Annotated in this window: 18 protein-coding genes and 1 tRNA gene; 5 read left to right on the top strand and 14 right to left on the bottom strand. The window is 34.4% G+C overall.

Annotation, left to right across the window (positions count from 1 at the left end; genetic code table 11):
• Nucleotides 1-7: 7 nt before the first annotated feature.
• The 4 genes from E9099_RS06360 to E9099_RS06345 form a co-directional block, all read right to left on the bottom strand.
• The gene (locus E9099_RS06360) at nucleotides 8-664 is read right to left on the bottom strand and encodes an HD domain-containing protein (RefSeq protein ID WP_136582849.1); all 657 of its coding nucleotides are present in this window, start codon (nucleotides 662-664) and stop codon (nucleotides 8-10) included.
• 4 nt (nucleotides 665-668) lie between these two features.
• Nucleotides 669-1,655, bottom strand: coding sequence for an acyl-ACP desaturase (locus tag E9099_RS06355; protein ID WP_136582848.1), 987 nt, complete (start codon nucleotides 1,653-1,655; stop codon nucleotides 669-671).
• A gap of 4 nt (nucleotides 1,656-1,659) precedes the next feature.
• A complete protein-coding gene (locus E9099_RS06350) occupies nucleotides 1,660-2,397 on the bottom strand; it encodes a lysophospholipid acyltransferase family protein (protein ID WP_136582847.1) in 738 nt (245 codons plus the stop codon).
• 109 nt (nucleotides 2,398-2,506) lie between these two features.
• The gene (locus E9099_RS06345; RefSeq protein ID WP_136582846.1) at nucleotides 2,507-2,917 is read right to left on the bottom strand and encodes a BrxA/BrxB family bacilliredoxin; all 411 of its coding nucleotides are present in this window, start codon (nucleotides 2,915-2,917) and stop codon (nucleotides 2,507-2,509) included.
• Between the two features lie 251 nt (nucleotides 2,918-3,168).
• Between E9099_RS06345 and E9099_RS06340 the strand changes: the two genes are divergently transcribed.
• A complete protein-coding gene (locus E9099_RS06340) occupies nucleotides 3,169-3,963 on the top strand; it encodes a TerB family tellurite resistance protein (RefSeq protein ID WP_136582845.1) in 795 nt (264 codons plus the stop codon).
• Between the two features lie 57 nt (nucleotides 3,964-4,020).
• Here E9099_RS06340 and E9099_RS06335 read toward each other — a convergent pair whose 3' ends face one another.
• The 6 genes from E9099_RS06335 to E9099_RS06310 form a co-directional block, all read right to left on the bottom strand.
• Entirely contained in the window at nucleotides 4,021-5,181 is a 1,161-nt protein-coding gene (locus E9099_RS06335) for a metal ABC transporter permease (protein WP_136582844.1), read from the bottom strand.
• Nucleotides 5,174-6,301: a metal ABC transporter permease gene (locus E9099_RS06330; RefSeq protein WP_136582843.1), complete on the bottom strand. Its 1,128-nt coding sequence runs from the start codon at nucleotides 6,299-6,301 to the stop codon at nucleotides 5,174-5,176. The genes E9099_RS06335 and E9099_RS06330 overlap by 8 nt, the downstream gene beginning before the upstream one ends.
• Nucleotides 6,301-7,038 carry a metal ABC transporter ATP-binding protein gene (locus tag E9099_RS06325; protein WP_090837394.1) on the bottom strand — a complete coding sequence of 246 codons (738 nt, stop codon included), beginning with the start codon at nucleotides 7,036-7,038 and terminating at the stop codon, nucleotides 6,301-6,303. The genes E9099_RS06330 and E9099_RS06325 overlap by 1 nt, the downstream gene beginning before the upstream one ends.
• Before the next feature lie 170 nt (nucleotides 7,039-7,208).
• A complete protein-coding gene (locus tag E9099_RS06320; RefSeq protein WP_136582842.1) occupies nucleotides 7,209-8,120 on the bottom strand; it encodes a metal ABC transporter solute-binding protein, Zn/Mn family in 912 nt (303 codons plus the stop codon).
• A gap of 73 nt (nucleotides 8,121-8,193) precedes the next feature.
• Entirely contained in the window at nucleotides 8,194-8,667 is a 474-nt protein-coding gene (locus E9099_RS06315) for a thioredoxin family protein (protein WP_136582841.1), read from the bottom strand.
• Nucleotides 8,668-8,675: 8 nt separating this feature from the next.
• Entirely contained in the window at nucleotides 8,676-10,976 is a 2,301-nt protein-coding gene (locus E9099_RS06310) for a TonB-dependent receptor (RefSeq protein ID WP_136582840.1), read from the bottom strand.
• 99 nt (nucleotides 10,977-11,075) lie between these two features.
• Between E9099_RS06310 and E9099_RS06305 the strand changes: the two genes are divergently transcribed.
• Complete coding sequence (locus E9099_RS06305; RefSeq protein WP_136582839.1) at nucleotides 11,076-11,732, top strand: metal-dependent transcriptional regulator; 657 nt, start codon at nucleotides 11,076-11,078, stop codon at nucleotides 11,730-11,732.
• A 367-nt stretch (nucleotides 11,733-12,099) separates the two neighbouring features.
• Nucleotides 12,100-12,642, top strand: coding sequence for a hypothetical protein (locus E9099_RS06300; RefSeq protein ID WP_136582838.1), 543 nt, complete (start codon nucleotides 12,100-12,102; stop codon nucleotides 12,640-12,642).
• A 132-nt stretch (nucleotides 12,643-12,774) separates the two neighbouring features.
• On the opposite strand, the gene feoB is transcribed toward E9099_RS06300, so the two are convergent.
• The 3 genes from feoB to E9099_RS06280 form a co-directional block, all read right to left on the bottom strand.
• Entirely contained in the window at nucleotides 12,775-15,015 is a 2,241-nt protein-coding gene (gene feoB / locus E9099_RS06290; RefSeq protein WP_136582836.1) for a ferrous iron transport protein B, read from the bottom strand.
• Nucleotides 15,012-15,245, bottom strand: coding sequence for a ferrous iron transport protein A (locus E9099_RS06285; RefSeq protein WP_136582835.1), 234 nt, complete (start codon nucleotides 15,243-15,245; stop codon nucleotides 15,012-15,014). The genes feoB and E9099_RS06285 overlap by 4 nt, the downstream gene beginning before the upstream one ends.
• 72 nt (nucleotides 15,246-15,317) lie before the next feature.
• Complete coding sequence (locus tag E9099_RS06280; RefSeq protein ID WP_136582834.1) at nucleotides 15,318-15,992, bottom strand: SCO family protein; 675 nt, start codon at nucleotides 15,990-15,992, stop codon at nucleotides 15,318-15,320.
• Between the two features lie 164 nt (nucleotides 15,993-16,156).
• Here E9099_RS06280 and rseP point away from each other — a divergent pair, with 164 nt between their 5' ends.
• A complete protein-coding gene (rseP, locus tag E9099_RS06275) occupies nucleotides 16,157-17,500 on the top strand; it encodes an RIP metalloprotease RseP (protein ID WP_136582833.1) in 1,344 nt (447 codons plus the stop codon).
• Nucleotides 17,501-17,570: 70 nt separating this feature from the next.
• A tRNA-Asn gene (locus tag E9099_RS06270) sits at nucleotides 17,571-17,644 on the top strand.
• Between the two features lie 122 nt (nucleotides 17,645-17,766).
• On the opposite strand, the gene E9099_RS06265 is transcribed toward E9099_RS06270, so the two are convergent.
• Nucleotides 17,767-18,708: an NAD-dependent epimerase/dehydratase family protein gene (locus tag E9099_RS06265; RefSeq protein WP_136582832.1), complete on the bottom strand. Its 942-nt coding sequence runs from the start codon at nucleotides 18,706-18,708 to the stop codon at nucleotides 17,767-17,769.
• Nucleotides 18,709-18,729 lie beyond the last annotated feature (21 nt).

Genomic DNA, 18,729 nt, shown 5'->3' with positions numbered 1-18,729 from the left:
TAGATTGTTATCTTTTCCCTTCCCACTCAGCATCAAATTGCTGTAAAAAATCAACCATGTATTGGTGTCTTTGTTTTGCTATTTTGGCACCGGTTTTGGTGTTCATCATATCCTTTAGAAGTAACAGTTTTTCGTAAAAATGATTAATGGTTGGTGCGTTAGAAGCTTTGTATTCGGCTTTAGTCAAATTTAAATTGGGTTTAATTTCCGGATTGTAAAGTGTTCTATTTTTAAACCCTCCGTAATTAAAGGTGCGTGCAATACCAATAGCGCCAATAGCATCTAATCGGTCTGCATCTTGCACAACGTCCAACACGATAGATTTAAATGCGTTTTCTATTCCTATATTAGAACTATAGGAGATGTTTTCAATAATCTTAATAACATGATTTATGGTTGCCGAGTCTACATTGTGTTTTAATAAAAAATCACCAGCCACTTTTGGGCCAATAGTGCTATCTCCATTGTGGAATTTACTATCCGCTATATCATGTAGTAAAGCACCAAGGCTAACCACTAATAAGTCTACGGTTTCGCCTTTTGCAATCAAAAGCGCGTTTTTGTAAACGCGCTCTATATGAAACCAGTCATGTCCACTTTCAGCATCTTTTAAGGTCTCTTTTACAAAATCTTTAGTCGCTTCAATTAAATCATGATTTATCATAGTGTTATAGCTTAGCTGGTTGTACCCATTTAAATTGGTAAGCGTTTTCAGGGATTTTAATTCTGTCAGCCAAACGTAACATTCTACTTGGAAGTTTCATTAGGTAGTCACGCGCTTTTTCAGCTTCATCAGTTAAACCCGAAATTTTGTCTATTTCCCAACGTGCTATTAATTTTTGTAAAATTTCAATGTAATCCATTGATGTATAAACACCAATACGTTGCGCTGTGTTAGAAAATTCTTCAAAAACAGAGCCGATTTTCCCTCCTGACTCTCTTAAAAAATGTGCAGGCATTGTTATTTTTTGTTTCATCATGTATTGAAACGCTAACATCATTTGACTAGGATCTACTTTAAAGATACGTTCGACAAATTCGCTATAAGCATGATGGTGTCTCATCTCGTCACCAGAAATTATTTTACACATTCTAGATAATTGCTTGTTTCCTTTTGCTTTTGCAAGTTTAGCTACGCGATTATGAGAGACGTAGGTTGCTAGTTCTTGAAAACTCGTGTAAACAAAGTTTTTGTAGGGATCTTGGGCAGTACCAATATCAAAACCATCAGCAATAAGATGTTGTGTGGTTTGCTCAATTTCTTTCATATTAACACGACCAGAAAGGTATAGGTACTTGTTAAGGACATCTCCATGACGATTTTCTTCGGCAGTCCAATGTCTAATCCATTTTGCCCAACCGTTACGTTCGTTTTGATCAATACCTTCTACGTCCATTAACCAAGATTCGTATGTAGGTAGGGCTTCTTCTGTAATCATATCACCAACTAATACAACCCAGAAATCGTAAGGTAATTCTTTAGATAGCTCTCTAATTTCTTTAACCTCTTCTAGAAAATTTGGGCCTTCAGAATTAGGTAAAAAATCTGTCGGTTGCCAGATTTTTTCCACTGGTATTAAATATTTTTCTATTAACGATTCTACATCTTTCTCTAAAAAAGACATTACCTCTAATCTTACGTTTTTTAATGACATAATCTTATATTTTAATACTATTTTTAATAGTGGTTTCTATGTGTGTAAGTAGTGCTTTTGTATCCTCAAAATCACTGGCTTTTACGGGTTTGTGAGCTGTAAATGTTATGTTATTACCAATGCCTAAAGGAAACTTGCCATAACGCAGGTTTTTCCATGAATTATTGATTGTTACTGGTATAATGACAGCACTTGGTATATATTTTATTAACGTCTCTAATCCCTTAGTTTGAAAAGGTTTTGGTTTTCCGTCACGACTTCTAGTACCTTCCGGGAATATAACAGCAGCGCGATTGGTAGACTCAATATAATCGGCAAATTTCCGGATAGCAACAATAGCTTGTCTCGGGTTTTTTCTGTCAATTAAGGCAGAACCTCCATGTCTTAGATTATAAGAGACACTTGGTAAACCTTTACCTAGCTCTTTTTTGCTAACAAATTTGACGTGATGTTTTCTAAAATACCACATTAATGGCGGGATGTCTGCCATGCTTTGGTGATTAGACACAATTATTACGGGATGTGAATTATCTAATTTATAGGGGTTAATTAACTTTTGGCTTGTAAATAAAAGGTTGACACAGCGCATTAAGCAAAACTGTAAAAGGTCAACACTTGTTTTGTGCGCCTTATAGCCAAACACATTAAAGCAGAACCATTGTATAGGGTGAAAAACAACTAATGTTAACCCGAAAAATAGGTAATAAATAATAGATAAGGGATAGGCTAAAATTTTTCTCATTTTACTGTTAAGATTCTATCTTTCAAAAATAGAAAAACCACGTTTAAAAAACGTGGTTTTTTTATAATACTTAGCTTAAAAGCGACTTATGTTATCAGTAAGAAGTGGCTTAGCAATGTTCGTTATAAGCATCCATAAGGTTTTCTGCAATTAATTCTGCAGGTCTTCCCTCAATATGATGACGCTCTAACATGTGTACTAATTCTCCATTTTTAAATAATGCCATACATGGCGAGCTTGGAGGAAAAGGGACCATGTGTGCTCTTGCTTGATCAACTGCGTCTTTATCAACACCTGCAAAAACTGTAACTATATTCGTTGGTTTTTTTGCGTTTTCTAAGCTCATGCTTGCTCCTGGTCTTGCATTTGCAGCTGCACAACCACAAACTGAATTTACAACCACTAAAGTTGTTCCTTCTTTTGCAATTGCAGTGTTTACTGCTTCAGCGGTATGCAATTCTTCAAAACCTACTTTGGTTAAGTCCTCACGCATTGGTTTTACTAATTCTGCTGGATACATATTTTTGTAATTTTTTGTTTATAAATCTATCTCATGCAAAGATAATCAAAAACCGTGCAAAAATTATTATGGCGTTACCTTATAACACTTATGGTGTCATAAGGTCAGGCTATCGCTACTCGCTCTCTCCGAGGAGCTCAGACAGGCCGCTCCATCCTTAACGCACCAAGCTAGTTGCATCAGTAACAAATCAGATTTAAAGTATACTAACAAAGTAGTATATTTACTTTTTTTAAATTAGAACAATATTTATGGCTGGATTAAAATGGATAGGCGCAACTTTAGGATGGACATTAGGTGGTCCAATTGGAGCTATTATAGGGTTAGCCCTTGGTAGTTTAGGGGATTCTATGTCAAGTAAAGGGCAATTGTTGGGTAATGGTCGTGCTGATAGTCAGCAAAGAAATGAATCAAAATACAAAAAACAATCTAAACGTAAGTCGCAAAAACAACGTCGTGCGGAAACCACTTCGGGAGATTTTGAAGTTAGTTTGCTAGTATTAGCGTCTGTAGTTATAAAGGCAGATGGAAAACAAGAGCAAAGTGAGTTGGATTTTGTGCGTAATAAATTTGTAGAACTTTATGGTAAGGATAGAGCAAACAAAGCGTTTAAGTTATTTAAAAAAATAAGTAACCAAAACGTATCTACTAGAGATGTGTGTAATCAAATCCATGACATGATGGATCATGCGTCGCGTTTACAGTTGGTGCATTTTCTTTTTGGAATTGGAAAAGCGGATGGAATGGTTACAGACGATGAAGAGGATGAAATCCACAGAATAGCGAACTATTTAGGGATAAGTAGCCGTGATTATTCCAGTATAAAAGCGATGTTTTATAACAGTAGTGATAATGCTTATAAGATTTTGGAAATTGATAAAACGGCAACTGTAGACCAAATTAAAAAGGCTTACCGTACTATGGCTAAAAAATATCATCCAGATCGCGTAGAGCATTTAGGAGAAGAGCATAGAAAAGGTGCTGAAGAAAAATTTAAGCAAGTCCAAAAGGCTTATGAGTTTTTACAAGATGAGAGACGATTTTAATAGTCTTTAAATAAAAATAAAACAAGAGACTTCTCTAATCTGAGAGGTCTTTTTTTTTTACCCTCTAAATAAAAAGAAATCATCTTTCATGTCTTCTATCTGAGCATCTTCGTTAGTAATTATATAATCGATCGCTTTTGAGGTAAAGGTGTCTCCTTTGTCTGTTAGTGACACAACGTTATTATTAACAGCAATCATATTATTTTTAAGCGCTAATTCTAAAACGGTTTTGGCTCTAATTTTTTGCCAATTTATGTGTTCTCTTAAATGATTGACGTGACGCTCTTCAACTTCGCTATGATTTTTTAGGTGTAACAAAAAAGTTAATAAGCTTACTTCTATGCGTTGTTGTTTTTCACGATACATAACGGCAATAACACCTTTATTTGGCGCGAATAAGTAGACAGCTAAAAATAGCAGGCCGAGCATTGTTGTTATTGAACCAGCAATAGAAGCGTCCAGTAAATGGGCTAACCAATAGCCGGAAATGGCACTAAAAACACCAAAAAAAGCAGCTAAGGCTAGCATCTTTTTTAAGTTGGTGGTTAGTAAGTAGGCAGTTGCGGCAGGCGCAATCATTAAAGCAACGACTAAAATAGCGCCTACAGCATCAAATGCACCAACTGTAGTGATAGATGATACAGTCATTAATCCGTAGTGTATAATGGCAGGAGAGAACCCTAGAGAGGCTGCTAGTCCTTTGTCAAAAGTGCTTACTTTTAGTTCTTTATAAAAGGCAATTAGCAAAGTGGTAGTAATCAATAAAATGGTTCCAATTATCCATAGCGATTTTGGGCCTATATCAACACCTGAAACGACTAGTCTATCGAAAGGAGCTAATGCTAATTCGCCAACCAAAACAGCATCCACATCTAAATGAACATCGTTAGCGTTTTTTGCTATTAAGATCACACCAATACTAAATAGTGCAGGGAACACTAAGCCGATTGCTGTATCTTCTTTTACTAAGCCTGTTTTTTGAATATATTCGACTAAAACAACTGTGATAACACCGGTAAAAGCTGCTAAAACAATTAGCAAAGGTGAATTTAAATCTTGTGTGATAAAAAAACCAACCACAATACCGGGTAGGATAGAATGGCTAATGGCGTCACTGATCATTGCCATTTTACGTAGGACTAAAAAAGTCCCAGGAATAGCACAAGCTAAGGCAACTAAGCTAGCAATTAATTGTATTTCTATTTGAGCGCTATTCATCTTCTGTAGCTTGTTTTGTGTATAAATTTGCGGCAGTTTCGAAGCCAGTTTTGGTTAAACTCCACATATTTCCGTCTAGTGTGACATATTTTTTTTCGACTAAATTTTGAAGCGTTTTTCTTGTGAACCCTTGAAAATTATTTAATAGCTTGATAGCATGTGGGTGAGAAATGTCGTCATGTGTTTCGGCAATATGATGCATAAACGCTAAAGTTTTGTGTAATTCTAAATCACGTCTGTTTTTAATAAATCGTATCTGTTTAAATAATAAGCCTCGACTTGGAGAAAACACGAATGAAAACACCACAAACACTGAGGCTACTAAAACAATGACTGGTCCTGTTGATAGATTAGTTTGACTGGCGCTGATGGCTGTACCAAAGACACCCGAAAAAGCACCAAATATAGCTGCTAAAAACACCATTTTAGATAAGCTGTTGGTCCATTGTCTTGCAGCAGCAGCAGGCGCTAAAAGCATCGCACTCATTAAAACAACACCTACTGTCTGTAATCCTAATACAATTGCTAAAACAATAAAACTAGTAATTAAAACATCAATAAATTTAGTATTAAAACCTAGTGTTTTTGTGTAGTCTGCGTCAAAAAGTAAGATTTTAAATTCTTTCCAAAATAATAGCAATACAAATAAACATAATCCCGTAACGGTTGCCATCATCCAAACGTCACTTTCTACTAAAGTTGCGGCTTGACCAAATAAATATTTGTCTAATCCTGCCTGATTTGCATTGGGTTGTTTTTGTATAAAGGTTAGCAATAGCATCCCAAATCCAAAAAACAGAGATAAGATTAATCCTAAGGCTGTGTCGCTTTTTAAGTGCGTTTTTTTTACGATACTTCTAATCCAAAAGGTTCCGATTAACCCGCTTACTAAAGCACCTAAAAGTAAAGTGTTACTGTCTTTTGCGCCTGTTATTAAAAAGGCAATAGCAATTCCGGGTAATGCAGCGTGTGATATTGCGTCCCCAAGTAAACTTTGTTTTCTTAGCACTGCAAAGCTTCCAAGCATACCGGTTACGGCTCCTAAAATGGCAGTTCCTAGTGTGATGGTTCTTAAAGTGTAGTCGCTAAAGACCAAAGAAAAATATTCTTGTAAATCCATTATTCCTGAATACTTACTTTATAATTAATACCATAAGTCTTGGTTAAGTTGTCATCATTAAAGATGTCTTTAACAGGACCTGTTGCTATTTTCTTCACATTTAGAAAAGTAACCCAATCAAAATATTCCGGAACGGTTTGTAAATCGTGATGCACCACAATGACTGTTTTTCCGGCTTTACGTAATTCTTTTAAAATATTAATTATTGCAATTTCTGTAGTGGCATCAACACCTTGAAAAGGCTCGTCCATAAAATAGATTGAAGCATTTTGTACTAATGCTCGTGCTAAAAATATACGTTGTTGTTGTCCACCGGATAGTTGACTGATTTGTCTGCTTTTAAATGGTAACATGCCTACTTTTTCTAAAGCTTCTAATGCTGCTTTCTTTTCTTTTTGTCCAGGGCGTTTTATCCAACCTAAACTTCCATAAGTACCCATAGTCACAACATCTAAAGCTGTGGTTGGAAAATCCCAATCTACACTTCCTTTTTGTGGTACGTAAGCGACTAGTTTTCGTTGCTTATCATATGGTTTATCGTAAATAGTTACACTACCAGCTATGGGTTTTAATATGCCTAAAATAGATTTTATTAGCGTTGATTTACCTGCTCCGTTTGGTCCAACAATTGCCATAAGTACACCTTCGGGAATTTCTAAATCAATATCCCAAAGCACAGGTTTGTAATTGTATGCTACGGTAAGATCGTCTACTTTTACTGCTATTTTTTGTTTCATAACTATTTCCTAAATAATTGGGAGTTTTATTTAATTCAAAATATATTCATTTTTTAGTTTTTCATAAAACGAATCAAAAAATATACTTAAGGCAAACCTGTTTTTAGCTAGTGTTGCGTCATCCTGCACTTGTTTTAGGATCTCACTATTTATTTTTTATTTTAGCTAACTTATTTAAGCGCATTAACAATGGTGTTTACATTGTATTCAAACATACCAATGTAAGTGCCTTCAACAGTTCCTGCGCTTCCTAAAGCATCAGAATATAATGTGCCTCCAATTTTTACATCATGACCTTTTGATTTAACAGCTTCTTGTAAGGCTTCAATAGTTCGTTTTGGTACTGAGCTTTCAATAAAAATAGCATTCACTTTATTTTCTATTATAAAGTTAGCTAAATTTTGGACATCTTTTACACCAGCTTCTGTTGCTGTCGATATACCTTGTAAACCAACAACTTCAAAGCCGTAACTTTTTCCGAAGTAATTAAAAGCATCATGTGCAGTTACAAGAATGCGCTTGTCTGCAGGAAGTGTCTCTATTTTTGAATTAACCGTGTTTTCTAGGGTGTCTAGTTTAGATAAAAAAGCTGTAGCATTGGCGTTGTAATAGTCTGCATTTTTTGCGTCTTTCTCTGATAAGACAGCTGCGACCTTAGTTGCAAATTGTTTGAAATAAGAGATGTTAAACCAAACATGTGGATCGTAATTAGATGCAAAATATTCTGAGCCTATTAGTGTCGTTTTATCAATTACATCTGCCAGTGCAATTGGTGTTTTTGTTTGGCTTCCCATTTTTTCGAAAACTTCAACTAATTTTCCTTCAAGATGTAGGCCGTTAAAAAATATAATATCGGCATTAACTAGTTTTGTAACATCACCTTCGCTTGCTTTGTAAAGGTGTGGGTCTACTCCGCTTCCCATTAAACCATTAATATTAATACTGTCACCCCCAATATTTTTAACTAAATCGGTTAGCATCGTCGTAGTGGTGACTATGTTGAGTTTTCCGTTGTCTTTGGGGTTGTTATTACAGCCTACTAGAATCGTGGTAATTCCTAAAAGTAGAATTATTTTTTTCATTGGTCTAAATATTTATTACGAAGGTACTAAAAATAACAAGCTTTAACTGGTTTTTATTTGTATTAACACGTGTTTAGTGTTGATTTACAAGTATGTTGTAGAGTTGTGTTACATTTAGAAATTGGAAATACCGTGCTGTGGCATTAAATTTTTCGTCTAAAAAGACTAGGGCAGGTAATGAAAAGGGTTTGTTTTTCTGCTGAGCCATTAATAAAGGAATCTGATGTATTGGATTTCTTTTGTTTAAACGGTTATTTATAAATAGTTGATTGCCAAAATGGACCGTGTCACTAGTTTCAGCATTCATTCGGACAGCATAATACTCTTTGTTAATTGTGTTGACTATTGACGAGTCGGTGAATACGTCTTTCTGCATTTTCAGACAAGGTGCGCACCAATCTGCGTAAAAGTCAATAAGCACTTTTTTTGGTTTTAATTTTAGAGCGTCTTCTAGTTGTTCAAAATTAAGCCAATGGACTGTCTTTTCAGTTTGTGAAAAGACAGTTGTGGCTGTGAATAATAGTATTGTAATTAGACTAATTCTCATCAATATTATTAAAGCGAATTAATAGAAAGACCTATAAATACGGTTCTTGGTGCTGCGGGACCATAAATGTAATTACTGTCTCGATTTTTGCCGGTATCAAAGTCTGTTTGGTAGCTGTTTGTTATATTTTTAACACCTCCAAATAATTCAATGTCTGTGCTTACTTTTGGTAAGTTAAAGGTGTATCCTAAACGGAGGCTTAGTTCTGTAAAAGGGTCTGTCGTATCGTATTGGTCAATAGCTTGTCCTGTGTTTTCTCCTGCAAAATGAATAATATCCATTTGCCCTGTGTAAATTAAGTTGGCACTAGCGGTCAATCGTTTGGTTGGTGTATAGGTAAATGTGGCATAGCCGTAATTGTTTGGGGTTCTCAAAAAATCACGTTTGGCGTCTAGTCCTTCAATGTTTTCTACTGGATCGTCAAATAGACTGGATTGTAATGTTAATCCTGCTTCAACCTGGAATACATAATCAAAATTTGCACGTGCTTCTAGTGTAAAACCTTTTACGGTTGCTCCTGTTCCATTTCTTTTTTCAAAACGTTCTCCAAATTCATCTTCACCAATTGGAGCTTGATAGAAGGCGTCGTTTAAATGGGTGTAGAATCCTTCTACTGTAAATCCAGCAATAAAATGTTCTGAAGCTTTGTCATAGTTTACCGAGGCAGTGAAGCTATTGGAGCGTTCTTCGATTAAGTTCTCTGCAAGGGATATTCTTGATATTCCTCCTCCTGCGAAGGCAATGTGTAAGTCGGTGTCAAAAGCTTGTGGAGCTCTAAAACCAGTACCCCATCCTAAACGGAACTGTGTGGTTTCTTTTAGTTTGTAAAGTAAGGATAATCTAGGGCTAAAAATAGTAGTGTCAACTAAGTTGTGGTTGTCTAGTCTAAAACCTGCTAGAAAATTGAGTTCCTCTGTAACTTCCCAGTCATTTTGAAGGAATACACCTAGATTTTTTGTAGTTTGATCAATAAGATAGTTGTAGGCAATTATTTGGTCCATAACATCGTCATAAACATATTCTAAACCTGCCGTTAGTACTGTTGTTCCTCCTAAAAAATCATCAAATTTATTATTTAGTTGAATCCCTCCTTGATGTGTGGTTACTTCTGATATACCATAAGGTGGATCTTTAAAAAAATCAATTTGTTCGTTTGGGTCATCTGGAGTTATTCCTGTGTAATGGTCACGGTCGGTACGTTGCCCGCCGTAATAGAAGATTAATGAATTTTTATCATCATTAAAATTTATTTGGTAATCTAAACTTGCCATAAGAACGTGGTGGTCTCTTTCTTCCGACTGTTGTGTTAAATAAGCGGGTTTGTCTACAATTTCTCCGCCATAGCGATATTCATATAGTTTGCTTAAATTGACTTCTAATTTAGAATTTTCTGTAGGCAAATAAAAGGCATTTACGCCAAAAGAAGTATTTTTAAGTTCGGGTAATTCTGAGAAGTTGTCGTTATTAGCGTCGTATGCTGTTCTCTTTCGGTTGCTTATAAAGAAAGTAGCCCCTGATTTGTAGTCTTCACTTACTACGGTTGCGTTTCCGTTTATTAAATTTTGATCCGCACCGCCATCTATATTTTGGTAAGCATAACTAAAGTTATAACCATTTTTTTTTGGTATTTTGGTAATAACATTAACGGTTCCACCAATGGCACTGGATCCGTAAAGCGCCGAAACGCCACCGCGAACAACTTCAATGCGTTCGATCATATTTACTGGGATTTGTTCTAGGCCATACAAACCGGTTAGTGGGCTAAAAATTGGACGACCATTAATAAGAATTTGAGAATAACCACCTTGAAGCCCATTCATGCGAATTTGACTGTAGTTACAAGTTTGGCAATCCATCTCTACGCGTAATCCTGGTTGGAAGCGTAAGCCTTCAGAAAGATCAGTAGCGACTACTTGTTGTAATGTTTCACTGTCAATTAAATTTACAATTACGGGAGAGTCTGTGCGTCGTTTTTCTGTCCTTGTTCCGGTAATAACAACTTCATCTAAATCGTTTTTATAGTCTAAATCAAAAGAAACATAAGCATTGTCATTGGTTATTATGGCTTGCTTAGTTTTTGTTTTAGCGCCAATAAAAGAAGCTATTATAGTATAAGTGCCTGGTTTCAGGTTTTTAATGCTGTAGTTTCCATTTTTGTCAGAGACTGCTCCCTCGGAGATGTCTTCAATATAAATATTTGCAAACGATAGAGGTTTTCCTTCTGAGGTTATCTTCCCTTGAATTTGATAAGTGTTTTGTGCGTTTACAAAAGCACATGATGTTAATATGAAAAGTATTATTAGTCTCATCTTTATTTAATTTTGCGCAAATATAAAATTATTTTTAGATGAGTCTAAAAATATTTTAATAAAGATATCTTTTCTATATTTGCAGAACACGATAAATCTATGATTACACTAACAGAGGAAAACTATATTAAAGCTATTTACCACTTAGGAAGTAATGGTGAAAAAAACGTTAATACTAACGCGATTGCAACAGCTTTAGAAACCAAGGCGTCTTCTGTTACGGATATGATTAAGAAATTATCTGAAAAAGGATATGCTGATTATAAAAAATATCAAGGAGTTACTTTGACAGACGAAGGGCGCCGTGTTGCTTTAAATATTATCAGAAAACATCGCCTTTGGGAGGTGTTTTTGGTGGAAAAATTAAATTTTTCTTGGGATGAGGTCCATGAAGTTGCCGAGCATCTTGAGCATATAAAATCTGAAAAGTTAATAGACGAATTAGATGTCTTTTTAGGTTCTCCTTCTCACGATCCGCATGGTGATCCAATACCAGATAAAGCGGGTAACTTTAAGCATATTGAAAAAATAGTTTTAGCTAAAGCTGAAACCGGAGGTGTCTATAAGTGTGTTGGAGTGGATGATACGTCCTCAGAATTTTTGAAATATTTAGATAGTAATAATATTGCGTTGGGAACAATAATTACAATACAACATAAAGAGCCTTACGACAATTCGGTGAAAATTGAATTTGATAAGACAGAGATAGTGGTGTCTCAGAATGTTGCCAAAAATCTTTATTTAAAGAAGGTTTAGTTCCTAGAAATAATGTGCTTGTAATTAACCACTATAAACTATTGTAAATAAGTTTTTTTTTGATTTATGGTTTTGCTAAACGATAAAAATAAAAACAATTTAATTCTAAAATTGTTGATAAAAGTATGTCGTTTTAAATCCTTAGAGCCTGATTGTTTTTGAAAAGATAATTATGCTAAAACACAGGAGGTTTATCATGTAATAGTTTATTATAGGATGTGTCATGTGTCATGTGTCATGTGTCATGTGTAAGTGTTAGTTGTTTTTTTAACTACAAATTTCTAATAGCGGTAAATCTTATGTCTCGGATTTGCTTTTTGAATAGTGGGAGGGTATGGTTTTTGATAGTTATCTGAAAACCAATCTTATGAAACCTTCTGTAATTATCCTGCTTTTTGTTTTTTTAACCTCTTGTATACCTGTAAAAATTGCACCCACCATAGAAGGGGATAAGATTATGGTTGCTAAAAAGTTTAAAAGGAAGTTACCTAAACAGTATTCGTTAATCTTTGAAGATCCTAAAGAGGCTAACGAATTTTACAATTTTATAAATACAAAGTATCAGTTAGATCATGTAAATGTGGAAAATAATGTGGCGTTTAAGATTGAAAATCAACCGTTTTATTTTTCGTTTTACGAAACAAATAAAGATACTAAGACTATAAATTTAGTGCCGATTTTAGTTGATGCAAAAAGAGACGCTAATGGTACTGATCCTTTGTTTTCCGATATGCATACTTCCAGAAAAGGCAAGTGGTATTTGGTTTTAATAGCTACGGATTATGATAGTAATGATTGTTTAAATCCCAAACACACAGATTCTAAAATAGTCGAAAAATATCTCAGAGATTTAAAAGTAGAATATCTTAACACTAGTAATTATATAGAGTCTATGTTGCGAAACAATTAATGGCAACCACAGTCATCCGTTCCGCAAGCTTTTTTTGATTTCGTTTTAACGAAATATTTTTTATACAGAAAAAACAAAGCAAATCCTAAAGTGGTAAATACAAGTATATTTTGAATAATTGCGTTCATAATTTTATTTTAAAAATTGATAGGCTATTAATGCACTAATATAGGCAATAGCTGTCATGATTAATAGTTGTAAGGTTGGCCATTTCCAAGTGTTAGTTTCTTTTTTAACAACAGCTAGCGTGCTCATGCATTGCATTGCAAAGGCGTAAAACAATAGCAAGGAAACGCCGGAGGCAAATGTAAACACCGGTTTATTGGTTAGTTGGTGTGTTTCTGATTGCATTTTGGCTCTAATTGTTTTATTGTCTTCGTCTTCTATTTCGCTTCCTACGCTATATATTGTAGAAAGGGTGCTTATAAAAACTTCTCTGGCAGCAAAACTGCTTACTATAGCAATTCCTATTTTCCAATCATATCCCAAGGGTTTTATTGCTGGTTCAACAACTTTTCCTATGTAGCCTAACACTGAATTTTCTAATCTTAAAGAAGCTATTTCATCACTTATGACTGCTTCTTTAAATAAAGGTGTTTTGGATTTAGTGGAATCCATAACTCGAGTTAAACTAAGTGTTGAATCGACCTCTCTTAAACTTTTTTCATAACGATCAATCTTGTTTTGGATAGAAATTTTTTGAATTTCACTAAAGCCATTTTGAGTAATCTCTTGATTTACAATTTCTTTAGCATTTGTGTAATTAGAATTGATACCTATTGATCCTAAAACCCAGATTATTATTGAAATTGCTAAAATGATTTTTCCAGCTCCAAATATAAAGGACTTTGTTTTTTCGAGTACTGTTATTGCTACATTTTTAAATAAGGGTAATTTGTAGTTCGGCATTTCTACTACAAAAAAGGTTTTACTCTTTATTTTTAATACTTTATTTAATACGTATGCAGACATAACTGCAGCCCCAAAACCTAATAAATACAATAGCATTAATGTTAAAGCCTGATAACTGATTAGGCCTAAAAAGCGTCCTTCGGGGATGACTAATGCGATAATGATTAAATATACAGGTAATCTTGCAGAGCAGGTTGTAAAAGGGGTTACTAGTATGGTTATTAAGCGCTCTTTCCAGCTTTCAATATTTCTAGTAGCCATAATAGCAGGAATCGCACAAGCAGTCCCAGAAATTAAGGGGACAACACTTTTTCCACTTAAGCCAAAACGTCGCATGACTCTGTCCATTAAAAATACGACACGACTCATGTATCCTGTTTCTTCCAAAATAGCAATAAATAGAAATAAGAAGGCGATTTGTGGGATAAATATAACAATTCCTCCAAGTCCGGATATGATACCTTCGGCTAATAAATTAGTGAAAGCGCCAGCGGGTAATGTATTTTTAACCCAGTCACTCAAGCTTGCAAATGCACCATCAATAAAGTCCATTGGCACTGTTGACCAATCGTAAATAGCTTGGAAAATTAGTAGTAATATTAAAAAGAAAATCAAGTAACCCCAAACTTTATGGGTTAGAACTCTGTCAAACTTACTACGTAAATCTTTAGCTTGACTAATGTCTATAGTTTGTCCTTTTTTAAGTGTGTTATTTATAAATTGATAGCGCTTAATGGTTTCTTTTTGCTGTAGTCGTTTTAAATCATTTTTAGATTTCGTTTTAAAACTAGCAAGTGCTTCGACTTCGTTTCTGTCCATTTTACCAAAATTCACATCTTGGGTAATGACTAGCCAGAGCTTGTAAAGTAATTGGTTAGGGAAAGCTTGTCTTAGTTTGTCAAAGTACTCTTTGTCAATTTCTGAGGCACTTAAACAGGGGGTTGTTGATAAATCTCTGTAATTAGAAATTAATAATTTTAAATTATCAATACCTAGATTTTTTCGGGTACTGATAACGGCTATTTTTGTTTTTAATTCTTGTTCTAAATGTTCAATATCTAAAGAAATCCCTTTGTATTTCATTCTATCTGCCATGTTAATGACTAAAATAGTGGGGATCTCTAAATCTTTAATCTGTGTAAAAAGAAGTAAGTTTCGTTTTAAATTTTCAACATCACTAACGACAACAGCAACATCGGGAAAGTCTTTATCGTTTTTGTTAAGCAGTAATTCAATAACAACGTTTTCATCTAGAGACGAGGCATTCAAACTGTAAGTACCCGGTAGGTCAATGATATGCGCTTTAAGACCTCTAGGTAATTTGCATATACCTTCTTTTTTTTCGACAGTAATCCCAGGGTAATTTCCAACTTTTTGGTTTAAACCTGTCAGTGCGTTAAAAACCGAGGTTTTTCCTGTGTTTGGATTACCAATTAAGGCGATGTTTATTTGCTTGCTCATAAAACCTCTTTTTCAATAATGATATGAATGGCAGTTTCTTTTCTAATCGCTAAATGACTCCCGTTGATATTAAGATATAATGGATCCGAAAATGGAGCGACTTGCACCAATTGGACAGTATTACCTGGTAAACATCCCATTTCTAGAAGTTTTAGTGGGATCAAATGTGAAGATACGTCTATTATTATAGCGCGTTCTCCTCTTTTTAATGTGTCTAATGTATGGCTCAAGCTTATTTAGATTGATTTTAAAGAAGCAAAAGTATGGCTAAATTTCAGCTTAAAAAAATTGAAAGCAAAAAACTACTCTTTGTATTCTTTTTTTAACTTTTGAATATCTTTTAAAAGGGTTTTAATATCTTCTTTTTTTGTGCCATCATAATACCCTCTGATTTGGCTTTTTTTGTCGATGAGCATAAAATTCTCGGTGTGTACCATCCCATAGTCGTCAGGCATCCCATCATCTTTCACTGCTAAATAACTTTTTCTGGCAAGTCTGTAAATTTGGCCTTTATCTCCTGTGACTAAGTTCCATTTTTTATCATTAACTCCTTTTTCTATGGCATAGCGCTTTAATTGTGCTACGGTATCAATGTCCGGAGTTACGGAGTAGGAGAGTAACATAACATCATCGTCATTAATAAGTTCATCTTGGATTGTTGCCATGTTACCAGTCATAGTAGGGCAAATAGTTTGACAAGTTGTAAAAAAGAAGTCGGCAACGTATATTTTTCCTTTATAATCGGCTTGAGTTATGGTCTTTCCGTTTTGATTGGTTAAACTAAAATCGGCGATTTTATGATAGTTTATTTTATGTTGAATGGTGCTATCGACCAATTCTGTATTAACCATGGCGGGTTGGTAAATGGGTAAGGGGCTTTCTACTTTTAAAATATTATAAAAAATAGACATTATTATGATTGAAATTATACTGAATACAATAGCAAACCATTTGTAATCTTTAAAAAACGATAACATTTCAGTGATTTTTAATTATTATACAAAAATACAAGTAAAGCGGAGCTTAGCATATGACATTACTCATAAAATTTGTTAATTCTTAAAAGCATTAAAGCTATTGTTTTCTAAACTAAGGGTAAATAGTTACTTTTGGCGATTATTAAAAAGAATAGAAACACTACATGGAGTTTATTATAAAAATTGGACAGTTTTTGTTAAGTCTGTCATTACTAATTGTTTTACATGAGTTAGGACATTTTATTCCTGCAAAATTATTTAAAACTAAAGTCGAAAAGTTTTATTTGTTTTTTGATGTAAAATTTTCATTGTTTAAAAAGAAAATAGGTGAGACTGTTTATGGTATTGGTTGGTTGCCTCTTGGTGGTTATGTTAAAATTGCTGGGATGATTGATGAGAGTATGGATAAGGATCAGATGGCTTTACCGCCACAACCTTGGGAGTTTAGATCAAAACCAGCGTGGCAACGTCTAATTATTATGTTAGGTGGTGTTTTTGTAAATTTTGTGCTAGCTTATGTGATATATGTCGCTATGTCTTTTACTTATGGAGATACAGATATTACGGCTTCTAGTATGAAGGATGGGTATTGGATTGATAACCCTTTATTAAATGATATAGGTTTTAAAACAGGAGATAAAATTATCGCTGTAGATGGTATTAAGGTAAATAGCCATTTAGATGTGGTTAAAAATCTAATTAAAACAGAAAAATATACGATTGACAGAAATGGAGAAACGGTTAATATAGATTTACCAGTAGATTTTCTTGGTCAATTATCTTCGCGAAAAGTGAAGGGTAGTCTTTTTAAATTAAGATTTCCGTTTATGGTGGGAGAGGTTTCTGATACCATGGCAAATAAAGGTGTGGCTCTAAAAGAAGGGGATATATTATTGTCAATTAATAATAAGGAACTTAGATATTATGACGAATTAGCACCAAGATTATTAAACTACAAGAATCAAACAGTTGCTACGACGTTTTTAAGAGGCAAAGAGACTGTTAAAATAGATTTAAAGGTCGATGCTAATGGTAAATTTGGTATTGGTGCAGCGGAAGACGCTAAGCGCTTTGATGAGCTTGGTTATTATAACAAGACACTAAAAGAATATACGTTTTTAGAAAGTTTTGGTGGTGGTAAAGATAAGTTTGTGGCGCAAGTCAGTGGTTATTTTGATCAATTAGCTAAAATTTTTAGTCCAAGTACAGGGGCTTATAAAGGTGTGGGTGGCTTCAAAGCTATTTACGATGTTTTTCCAGGAACATGGATTTGGCAAAACTTTTGGGGTTTAACAGCCTTTTTGTCTATTATGTTAGGAGTGCTTAATTTATTACCTATTCCTGCTTTAGATGGAGGACATGTCGTGTTTTTATTGTTCGAAATTATATCAGGACGTCAACCAAGTGAAAAGTTTTTAGAGAAAGCTCAAGTGGTTGGATTTTTCATTTTGATAGCGTTAGTGCTGTTTGCGAACGGTAATGATATCTTTAAAGCAATATTTAATTAAAAAAAATCAAAAATTATTTTGCAGAAGTTAAAAAAGATATTATATTTGCACTCGCAATAGCGAAAAACACTCCTCCTTAGCTCAGTTGGTTAGAGCATCTGACTGTTAATCAGAGGGTCCTTAGTTCGAGCCTAAGAGGAGGAGCAAGTTTAAATAAGCCACTAGAAATAGTGGCTTTTTTTATGGGGTAAAGTTAAGTTTGGTAAAGCATAAAAAAAGCCTCTAGTACGACTAGAGGCTTTTTTAGGTTTTAAGTGAGTTGTAAATTATTTGCTTAAGTTTTTAAGCATGTCTTTAGTGATGCCATCTAAGTCAAATTGATGCTTCCAGTTCCATTGTTCTCTAGCTTCTGTATCATCAATACTGCTTGGCCAAGAATCTGCGATTGATTGTCTAAAGTCTGGGTTATAGGTTATTTCAAATTCAGGAATTTGTTTTTTAATAGAATCAGCAATTTCTTTGGGTGTAAAACTTATACCTGATAGGTTGTAAGAGGATCTTATTTTAACTTTTTCAGCATCAGCGGACATAATGTTTACTGTTGCGTTAATAGCGTCATCCATGTACATCATAGGTAATGCGGTGTCTTCGCTTAAAAAGCATTCATATTGCTTTTGTTTTAGCGCTTCGTGATAGATTTCTACTGCATAATCTGTTGTGCCGCCCCCAGGAAGTGTTTTCCAGCTAATAATACCTGGGTAACGTAGGCTTCTTACATCTACACCATACTTCTCGTGGTAATACTGGCACCAACGTTCTCCTACTTGTTTGGTAATACCATATACGGTTGTTGGTTCCATTACGGTATGTTGAGGTGTGTTTTCGGTAGGTGTTGTTGGTCCAAAAACAGCAATACTTGAAGGCCAGAATACTTTTTTAATAGCTTTCGCTTTTGCTAGGTTTAGAATATGAAATAACGACTCCATGTTTAAATCCCAGGCTTTCATAGGGTATTTTTCACCTGTGGCACTAAGGATGGCTGCCATTAAGTAAATAGTGTCAATATTATGCTTTTCGCAACAAATCTTAATTGAAGCATAATCCATAGCGTCAATTATTTCAAAAGTACCAGAATTTACTAATGCTAAATTGTTGTAATTTAAGTCACTTGCAATAACATTAGAGTCACCGTGTATTGCTCTTAATTTGTAAGTAAGTTCAGAGCCAATTTGACCACCGGCTCCAATAATTAATATCTTTCCACTCATTTCTTTGGATTATTTATAAAA

The organism is Psychroserpens sp. NJDZ02 (assembly GCF_004843725.1).
Classification (GTDB): Bacteria; Bacteroidota; Bacteroidia; order Flavobacteriales; family Flavobacteriaceae; genus Olleya.
This window is presented reverse-complemented; position numbering and strand designations above follow the sequence as displayed.

Coding starts and splice junctions, on each gene's coding strand:
- E9099_RS06300 (WP_136582838.1), top strand. CDS start 12,100: ATGAAACCTTCTGTAATTATCCTGCTTTTTGTTTTTTTAACCTCTTGT.
- E9099_RS06320 (WP_136582842.1), bottom strand. CDS start 8,120: ATGAAAAAAATAATTCTACTTTTAGGAATTACCACGATTCTAGTAGGC.
- E9099_RS06360 (WP_136582849.1), bottom strand. CDS start 664: ATGATAAATCATGATTTAATTGAAGCGACTAAAGATTTTGTAAAAGAG.
- E9099_RS06355 (WP_136582848.1), bottom strand. CDS start 1,655: ATGTCATTAAAAAACGTAAGATTAGAGGTAATGTCTTTTTTAGAGAAA.
- E9099_RS06325 (WP_090837394.1), bottom strand. CDS start 7,038: ATGAAACAAAAAATAGCAGTAAAAGTAGACGATCTTACCGTAGCATAC.
- E9099_RS06265 (WP_136582832.1), bottom strand. CDS start 18,708: ATGAGTGGAAAGATATTAATTATTGGAGCCGGTGGTCAAATTGGCTCT.
- E9099_RS06305 (WP_136582839.1), top strand. CDS start 11,076: ATGATTACACTAACAGAGGAAAACTATATTAAAGCTATTTACCACTTA.
- E9099_RS06335 (WP_136582844.1), bottom strand. CDS start 5,181: ATGAATAGCGCTCAAATAGAAATACAATTAATTGCTAGCTTAGTTGCC.
- E9099_RS06340 (WP_136582845.1), top strand. CDS start 3,169: ATGGCTGGATTAAAATGGATAGGCGCAACTTTAGGATGGACATTAGGT.
- E9099_RS06315 (WP_136582841.1), bottom strand. CDS start 8,667: ATGAGAATTAGTCTAATTACAATACTATTATTCACAGCCACAACTGTC.
- E9099_RS06280 (WP_136582834.1), bottom strand. CDS start 15,992: ATGTTATCGTTTTTTAAAGATTACAAATGGTTTGCTATTGTATTCAGT.
- rseP (WP_136582833.1), top strand. CDS start 16,157: ATGGAGTTTATTATAAAAATTGGACAGTTTTTGTTAAGTCTGTCATTA.
- E9099_RS06345 (WP_136582846.1), bottom strand. CDS start 2,917: ATGTATCCAGCAGAATTAGTAAAACCAATGCGTGAGGACTTAACCAAA.
- feoB (WP_136582836.1), bottom strand. CDS start 15,015: ATGAGCAAGCAAATAAACATCGCCTTAATTGGTAATCCAAACACAGGA.
- E9099_RS06330 (WP_136582843.1), bottom strand. CDS start 6,301: ATGGATTTACAAGAATATTTTTCTTTGGTCTTTAGCGACTACACTTTA.
- E9099_RS06350 (WP_136582847.1), bottom strand. CDS start 2,397: ATGAGAAAAATTTTAGCCTATCCCTTATCTATTATTTATTACCTATTT.
- E9099_RS06310 (WP_136582840.1), bottom strand. CDS start 10,976: ATGAGACTAATAATACTTTTCATATTAACATCATGTGCTTTTGTAAAC.